The following is a 9,132-nucleotide window of genomic DNA, read 5'->3' on the forward strand; positions in this document are numbered from 1 at the left end:
CCAAGCTTTTCTGGTCGGAACCCCCTAAGCCGAGTTTTCAAGGTGCTGCGCCGTCCACTTGGTTTTCGAGACTGGCCTTTTAATTCTAACGTAAAGCCAACCTAGAACGGCGGGGTTTCAGACCCAAAATTTCCGATGAATCCCTAAAAATAATTCTAACTGTTGACTCCATAACCAACCCTGTTCATTCGCTGCAATTTCTTCGTATTTTCCTGCCATCAACTGAAACCCCTTAAATTCTAAACTGGTGAGATCAAACCAAAAATAATTAGGAGTCCGGAAAGTTTCCTGATAAATTTCTTTCTTTAAACCTCTATCAGTTTCTGCCGTTGAATCAGACAAAATCTCGATGATGACCTGGGGATATTTCCCCTCTTCTTCCCACACTACCCAACTTTTACGCGGTTTTCTTGCTACTCCCAAAACCACAAAAAAATCAGGACCCCTAAAATATTCTGATTTACGTTGATTAGGGCTGTAATAAATAGTCAGATTACCAAAAGCATAGAAATCTTGGCGGTCTTTCCATAATAACTCTAGTGATTGGATCAAAAGCATCAATTGACGCAGATGTAACTCTGTTTCCATAGGGGGTTCATCACTCAGTAAATCACTTTTGGGAAAGATAATTTCCTTTAACTCATCTTCAACAATAACCATGACAACCACTCAATTATTTAATCTTCCCTATTTTAGCTCTTCAGTAGAGCGTTCTACGGTTTCTTATCAACCTAACCGTTTAGCAGGATTACGACGCTTTGCTATAGCGATTACCTTTCTCAATATTTTAGGTCATACTGTCCTCGGATTTGAACAATCTTGGGCGCAACCTCTGGTGGCTTTAGCAACAGGTTACAGCGTAGAATTATTATTAGAAAGCGTTGATGCTGGGGTAAATGGCTTTAAACCTAGATATTTAGGAAGTATCGGTCAGTTTGTCGATTTTCTGCTTTCTGCCCATATTACCTCATTAGCGATCGCTATGTTACTCTATGCTAATGAGCGTTTATTTCCGATTATGTTTGCAGTAGCGGTGGCTATCGGATCTAAAGCAATTTTTCGGTTAAAAGTGGCAGATAAAACCCGTCATTTTCTCAATCCTTCTAATTTTGGTATTAGCGTTACCTTACTCTTATTTCCCTGGATTGGCATCGCGCCCCCCTATCAGTTTACCGAGAATTTAAGCGGTTGGGCAGATTGGATTTTACCCGTCTTAATTGTTTGTACGGGAACGTTTTTAAATGCCCGTTTTACTCGTAAATTGCCTTTAATTGCCGGATGGTTAGGGGCTTTTATCTTACAAGCAATCCTTAGAAGTGCTATCTTTCAGACACCGTTAATCCCCGCCCTATTACCCATGACAGGGGTGGCTTTTGTCCTCTTTACTTTCTATATGGTAACGGATCCGGGAACAACACCGATTAACCCCCGTGAGCAGATAATTTTCGGGGCATCTGTAGCCGTTGCTTATGGCATTTTGATGTCCTTTCATCTTGTTTTTGGGATGTTTTTCGGATTGACACTGGTGTGTTGTTTCAGAGGGTTGATATTAGCGGTTGAACCCCTGAAAGCAAAATTCCCCCTAGTACAGGCTTCCGGCATTTTATCAACTCCTTAACCACCAAGATGCTTGTACTAGCAAAAAACTCGTGGGTGCAAGTTTCTGGCACTCCCTACAGTAACATTCTCCTGGTCACTGACTATGAAAGCTTCTCCTCAAATTGCTATTGTTGGCATGGCTTGTCTTTATCCTGATGCCGATTCTCCACAGAAATTATGGGAAAATGTCCTGTCTCAGCGTCGGGCATTTCGTCGCTTTCCCTCAGAGCGATTATCGTTAAGTGACTACTATTCTCCCGATAAAAGCGCCCCCGATGTCATTTATTCGACTCAAGCTGCCGTTATTGAGGGCTATGAATTCGATCGCATTGCTTATAAAGTGGTGGGGAGTACCTTTCGTTCGGCTGATTTAGCCCACTGGTTAGCGTTAGATATTGCGTCTCAGGCGTTGAATGATGCGGGATTTCCCAACGGAAAGGGGTTAAATAAAGAAACAACCGGGGTTTTACTGGGAAATACTCTCACAGGCGAGTTATCGCGGGCTAATACCCTAAGATTGCGTTGGCCCTATGTGCGTCATAGGGTAGAAGAACAATTATTAAAACAAGGATTATCGGACAAAGAACGGCAAATTTTCTTAAATGAATTAGAAAATCGCTTTAAAGAACCCTTTGAACCGATTGGAGAGGAATCTTTAGCGGGAAATCTCTCGAATACGATAGCGGGGAGAATTTGTAATTATTTTGACTTAAAAGGGGGTGGATATATCGTCGATGGGGCTTGTAGTTCCTCTTTACTGGCAGTAGCGAATGGTTGTTCGGCTTTAGTCGCTGAAGATTTAGATATCGCTTTAGTCGGGGGTGTGGATATTAGTATGGACCCTTTTGAGTTGGTGGGTTTTGCGAAAACGGGGGCCTTAGCCTCTGGGGAGATGAAAGTGTATGATCAAGGGTCTAATGGGTTTATTCCGGGGGAAGGATGCGGTTTTCTGGTGTTAATGCGTCATGAGGATGCCCTAGCCCAAAATAAACGGATTTATGCTGTTATTCAGGGTTGGGGGATTTCTTCCGATGGCAAAGGGGGAATTACTCGCCCAGAAGTGGAAGGACAGTTATTTGCTTTAAATCGCGCCTATAAACGGGCTGAATTTACGGGAGATACTATAGCTTATTTTGAAGGCCATGGTACGGGAACGGCGGTGGGTGATGGAACCGAATTAGAGGTTTTATCTCGTATTCATCCAGATACGGTAAATAAAGCCGTTATTGGTTCAATTAAAGCGAATATTGGCCATACTAAGGCGGCGGCAGGGATAGCAGGGTTAATTAAGGCGACTATGGCGGTTCATCGTCAAATTTTACCACCAGTGACGGGATGCGATCGCCCTCAGGCTCGGTTAACCGAAGACAAGGCAAGGTTACAGGTATTAAAAGAGGGGCAAATCTGGCCAAATTCCTTACCTTTACGGGCAGGAGTGAGTGCCATGGGTTTTGGGGGCATTAATAGTCATATTATCATAGAGGGATTAAGTCAGATTCGTCGTCACACTTTAACGCCACAGGAACAAAAATTAATCCATTCTCCCCAAGATGCGGAGTTATTCCTATTGAGTGCAAATAGTCAAGAAGACTTACAAGCACAGGTTAATCGGTTATTAAATATTGTTCCTCGCATATCCCAGTCAGAAATGACGGATCTTGCCGTTGAATTAGCGAAAAAGGTCAATCCTCATTTACCCTATCGTCTGGCCATTATTGCATCTTCCCCCGATAGCTTAACCAATCACCTTGTAGGAGCGCAAGGCTTGCGCTCGTTGATCCCCCCCGGTCAAAATTTAGATAATATCTTTACCAATAACGAAAAACAGATCAATAAAATAGGTTTTCTCTTTCCGGGGCAATCCGCACCAGTTTATCTTCATGGGGGACTCTGGGAAAGACGTTTTCCTGTGATTAAACAATTATATAACAAGGCTCAGTTAGCCAAGGGTAAGGATAACACGGTGACGAATATTGCTCAACCGGCGATCATTACGGCTTGCCTAGGGGGGTTACAACTCTTAGAAAACTTAAATATTAAAGCAGATTTAGCCATAGGACACAGTTTAGGGGAATTATGCGCTTTATTTTGGGCAAATGCCTATGATAAGACTCAATTAATTAATCTAGCTAAAATTCGCGGTCAAGCAATGGCACAACTGGGCCACCCAACAGGTAGAATGGCCAGCATTAACGCCGATGCAGAAACGGTTAAAAGTTTATTAAATGGACGTATCGTTGAGATTGCGGGATTAAATTCACCCTATCAGACAATAATCTCAGGAGAAGCATTAGGGATTAAAGATGTTGTTGAAAAAGCCCAAAATAAAGGTATTAAAACCGTTTATTTGCCTGTCTCCCACGCTTTCCATTCTCCCCTAGTGGCCCGGGCTGTGCAACCCTTAGAAGATTATTTACAAACTTATCCCTTAAATTCCCTGCAAAAAACGGTTATTTCTACCGTAACGGGCGAAAAATTGCCATTAAATACCGACTGGCGCTCGCTTTTGTTAGAACAAATCACCTCACCGGTGCGCTTCATCGATGCAGTCAAGTCAGCAGAGAAAGAGGTTGATTTATTCATTGAAGTGGGTTCCGGTTCGATATTAAGCCGTTTAGTGGCAGATATAACGGATATTCCCGTAATTTCTCTCGATAGCAGCAGTGAGTCTTTACAAGGGTTATTGAAAACGGTTGCAGTGATGTTTGTTAATGGTGTCAAGGTTAACTATCAAGGGTTATTTGAAGATAGATTTAGTCGTCCCTTTAATTTAGACTATCAACCCCATTTTATTGCCAATCCATCTGAGATCAAGGTAAAGGGCAAAAGTCAACAGGCAAAAGTAGAGAATATTGATCTTTTATTGCCTAATCATAGCCAAAAACTCAAACCTGAAACCTCAAACCTCAAACCTGAAACCTCAAAAATTGAAGTTATTCGTCAATTGGTGGCACAAAAAACGGAATTACCCCTAGAAACCATTGAAAATCATCATCGCTTGCTGGCGGATCTGCACCTTAATTCTATCAGTGTCAGTCAATTAGTGATCGAAGCAGCGCGTCAGTTAGACTTATCTCCTCCCCATTCACCGACAGATTATGCCAATGCAACTATTCAGGATCTAGCAGCAGCTTTAGAAGAATTAGGCAAAAATAATCCTCAAATTCCTCAAGAATCAATCCCTATGGGTGTTGATAATTGGGTGCGTGCGTTTACGGTTGAATTAATCGAAAAACCGTTAATTAAATCAGATAAAAAGCAAATAAATCGAGAAAAAGCGGGAAATTGGCATATTATCGCCCATGCTGATCATCCTTTATTGCCTAACTTATCTGTTTTACAACCCACCTTAAAGCATGAGCAGGAAAAAGGGATTATTATTTGTTTAAAACCCCATCCTGATGAATCAGAAATTGATTTGCTTTTAAAAGGAGCAAAATTATCTATAAAAGAGAAAAAACCCTTGATTTTGATTCAACAAGGTGGAGGATATGCGTCCTTTGCGAGAACTTTTTATCTAGAAAATCGCCAGATTCCTACCTGTGTCATTGATATTCCTTTTCATCATCCCAATGCAGTTAATATCATTCTCTCAGAAATCACTGCAACTGATAGCTATACAGAAGTTTATTATGATGAAAACGGAAAACGGTTTCTTCGTCAATTAAACTTGTTAGGGTTAGAAAAAGATACCGATAAACCTAAGCAGAAAAAAGCCCTAAAAAGTTCAAATAAAAGCAAAATCAAGGAGCTTCTTTTGGTGACGGGGGGAGGGAGAGGTATTGCCTCAGAATGTGCCTTATCCTTAGCTAAAGAAAATAAAGCCACCTTAGCGATTTTAGGACGTTCTCAACCTGAAGATAACCGAGAATTAGCCGAAAATTTAGCAAGAATGAAGTCTGCAAACATCCAAGTCCATTATTATTCTTGTGATGTCAGTGATGCTGAGTCAGTTCAGCAAACTATCGCCGAAATTAAGACAAATTTAGGAGAAATTACGGGAATTTTACACGGTGCAGGGGTTAATACACCGAAATTAATTCAACATCTCGAACCAGAGGATTTTATAGCAACTTTAGCCCCAAAAGTCAAGGGTTTGCAACATATCTTAACGGAAATTAACCCCGATTCTCTCAACTATTTAATCACCTTCGGTTCAATTATTGCCGAAACTGGATTGAAAGGAGAAGCAGACTATGGGTTAGCCAATGAATGGTTAGGGAATATTGTAGGGGAATTTAGTCGAAAATACCCTAATTGTCGCTGTTTAAACCTAGAATGGTCGGTTTGGTCCGGTATTGGCATGGGAGAACGTTTAGGAACAGTTGAAAAGCTAAGAAATGAAGGTATTACCCCTATTTCTCCCGATATTGGCATTAAATACTTACATTTACTTTTAAATCAATCCCTACCCACTGCCTCTGTCATCATCGCCGGGCGTTTTGGTGAACCTCCGACTTTAAGCTTAAAACCGCAAGAATTATCTTTTTTACGCTTTTTAGAGACAAAGAAAGTTCATTACACGGGAATTGAACTGATTACTGAAGCAGAATTATCCTTAGACAATGATCCTTATTTACAAGATCATGTTTATCAAGGAGAATACATTTTCCCCGGTGTCCTGGGGTTAGAAGCGATCGCGCAGGTGGCCACTGCATTACTCCCCACCTTAGCAAGGAAGGAGGATCAAACCCTTAACAAGGGGGAAACTGGAGGATTAAGGTTTGAATCGGTTAAATTTAACCGTCCGATCGTGGTTTCTGCCGATCAACCCTTAAAGATACAAATTGCTACCTTAATCACCGATTCTGGAAAGGTTAAGGCCGTTATTCGCTGTGCCAATACAGGGTTTAGTATCGATCATTTTGAAGCCATCATCAGCCATTCTTCTGTGGGGGCGCCAGACTGTCGCCCAATGATCCCCCCTGTCCCCCTTAAAGAAGGAAAAAATAACCCTCAAATTAACCCAGATACGGACTTATATGGTCATTTATTGTTCCATAAAGCAAGATTTCAACGAATTAAGGGTTATTCTCATCTCAAAGCAACCGAATGTATTGCAGAAATTAAGATTGAGCAAAAAACTGCTTGGTTTAGTCGTTATTTACCTCAATCCCTGATTTTAGGCGATGCAGGGGCAAGAGATGCCGTTATCCATGCTTTACAAGCTTGTGTTCCCCATGCCACTATTTTACCCACTGGCATAGAACGCTTAACGGTATATTCTGTCAATTTAGGCGAAAATCAGTTTGTTTCAGCCAAAGAAAGACTGCATCAAGGAGATACCTTTGTCTATGATCTTGAGGTATTGGATGACGATGGCAATCTCTTAGAAGTGTGGCAAGGATTGGAATTAAAGGTGATTAAACACAGAAATCCTCAAGATCCCTGGATTCCAGCCCTTTTACCCTGTTATTTAGAACGAAAGATTAAGGAGGTGATGCCTAATGTCGATTTAACTTTAATTCTCGATCGGGATGCAACGGTAGAAAGACGAGTCAGAAGCGATCGCAGTTTAGGGATGTTAACCTCATCCCCTAGTGTAATTCAGCGTCGGGGGGATGGCAAGCCCGAATTAAGCGATAACGAGACGGTTTCGGTATCTCATGCCGAAGATTTAACCCTTGTGCTTAAGGGTGCGTCAGGATGCGATCTGGAACCGATTATCCCCCGTGATGTGCAGATGTGGCGCGATTTATTGGGGGAAAATTCCTTTAATTTAGCGGAGGTAATTAGTCAAGAGAATCATGAGGATTTTAATATGGCAGCGACTCGCATTTGGTCTGCTAAAGAAAGTATTAAGAAAGCGGGTTTGAGTCTCGATATCCCGTTAACTTTATCGTCTTTCTCTCAACAATTAACCCCTTTATCCCCTATTTTGTGGTTATCTTCAGGAAAGGATTTAATCATCACTTTACCTGTTTCTTTCCGAGAAATCAAGACAGCTTTCATCTTGGCAATATTTGTCCAAACAGTTCCAGAAAAATCGGACTTACTTCAGACAGAACCATTAAAGGTTTTCTGATAAAAATTATCCAGTTTTACCCTTTTTAAAACCACAGGAGAACCAAATCATGACTACAGTTCGACAAATTCCCAACCAAAGAAACCCTATTCAACTGATTTCAAATATCATCCGTTCTTTCGTTTATGCGATGAATGGACGCTGGCATAAATTGGGGATGCAAATCTTTATGATAGTGACTATTGCCCACATATCAGAACATATTATTCAAGCTTATCAATTGTGGGTTTTAGGATGGCCGAGACCGGAGTGTTTAGGGTTATTAGGACTCTGGAAACCTTGGTTAATGCGCTCGGAATGGCTACACTATGGACACGCTCTTTTTATGTTATTAGGGTTAGCTATTTTTCGTCCTTCTTTTCATGGAAAAGCTCGTCTTTGGTGGGATTTGGCTTTAGGATTACAATTCTATCATCATTTTGAACACGCTTTACTCTTAGGACAAGCTGTTATTGGTCAAAACTTATGGGATTCTCGCGTTCCTATTAGTATTGGACAAATTTGGTTTCCTCGGTTAGAACTGCATCTTTTCTATAACTTAATGGTTCTAATTCCCATGATGATTGCCATGTATTATCATCGTTTTCCACCTATGAATGAGGGGAGATTAGTTTAAATTTTAGCCAAAGTTAAAGAAAGTATTAGGAAAATGGGGGTAAATGAGTATTTACCCTATTCTTCTAGTTAATTGTGCTGAAAAGTTGTCTCTAGTTCTTAAAAAAAGCATGATTGCTCTCCTTCTCATATTATGATAAAGAGTCATTAACTAGCTGTTGAAATTCCCCCAATGAATTAATAGTAATACTGGGGACAAAAAGACCCTCTAAGACAGACACATCCTCAATTTGGTTAATCGTTTCAATCAGGGAATTAGGAATCTCCCCAAAACGACTTTGTAAAGCCAAAATGATATGTTTTTGGTTAGTTAATTTAGCTCCTTCTTCGAGAGCCATTTCTTCTATGGTGCTTAAAAAAGGCATTTTGTTTTCCTCCTCGTATTGACTGAGTTTTGTTTTAAAGTTAAGTTGAAGTTGCGGGGGTAAGGTCATCATTTTATCAATGAATTTCCCTAGATTGATAATCTCAAACTTGGTTAATCCCCTTTGATATAAACCTCTGACTAAGTTCCACTTCCATTGTTCACGCTCCCTGAGATTATTAGTCGTAGCCTTAGTTTTTAGGTGTGCCATGACTATTATAGCCCAAATATTCTCACTTTGTTCTAAGTCTTCCCATTGATAATCCAATAATTTGACCATTAAAAAATCGACTCTCACTTGACTTCCCCCTAACCCATATTGATAAAAATCCGGTCGCCAAGACCTACTTTCATCCCCTAAAATAGCTAAACTAATAACGGGTTTATGGTACAAATCAAAGGCTCGATAATTATAAATAAACATTCGTTGAGGGAATTTTAGATCATATTGACTTTGGACTTCAATATGAATTAAAAGCCAGATTTCCTGATTATCTAATAACCAAACTTTCAATAATTTATCAGCATA

At 40.5% G+C, this 9,132-nt stretch carries 5 protein-coding genes; 3 read left to right on the forward strand and 2 right to left on the reverse strand.

Translation table 11 applies throughout. The features are described from left to right. Window positions 1–117 precede the first annotated feature (117 nt). Complete coding sequence (locus tag PX636_RS04300; protein ID WP_012264720.1) at window positions 118–660, reverse strand: Uma2 family endonuclease; 543 nt, start codon at window positions 658–660, stop codon at window positions 118–120. Between PX636_RS04300 and PX636_RS04305 the strand changes: the two genes are divergently transcribed. The 3 genes from PX636_RS04305 (at window position 659) to PX636_RS04315 (ending at window position 8,240) form a co-directional block, all read left to right on the forward strand. Further along, complete coding sequence (locus PX636_RS04305; RefSeq protein WP_288116318.1) at window positions 659–1,618, forward strand: enediyne biosynthesis protein UnbU; 960 nt, start codon at window positions 659–661, stop codon at window positions 1,616–1,618. The two genes, PX636_RS04300 and PX636_RS04305, sit on opposite strands and share 2 nt — an antisense overlap. An 84-nt stretch (window positions 1,619–1,702) precedes the next feature. Next, complete coding sequence (locus PX636_RS04310) at window positions 1,703–7,624, forward strand: type I polyketide synthase (protein ID WP_288116319.1); 5,922 nt, start codon at window positions 1,703–1,705, stop codon at window positions 7,622–7,624. Window positions 7,625–7,673: 49 nt separating this feature from the next. After that, entirely contained in the window at window positions 7,674–8,240 is a 567-nt protein-coding gene (locus tag PX636_RS04315) for a hypothetical protein (protein ID WP_288116320.1), read from the forward strand. A gap of 130 nt (window positions 8,241–8,370) precedes the next feature. On the opposite strand, the gene PX636_RS04320 is transcribed toward PX636_RS04315, so the two are convergent. Continuing rightward, window positions 8,371–9,132, reverse strand: a 762-nt coding sequence (locus PX636_RS04320) for an RpnC/YadD family protein (protein ID WP_288116321.1), incomplete at its 5' end; no start/stop codon positions are given.

The organism is Microcystis sp. M53598_WE2, assembly GCF_030067735.1.
Classification (GTDB): Bacteria; Cyanobacteriota; Cyanobacteriia; order Cyanobacteriales; family Microcystaceae; genus Microcystis; species Microcystis aeruginosa.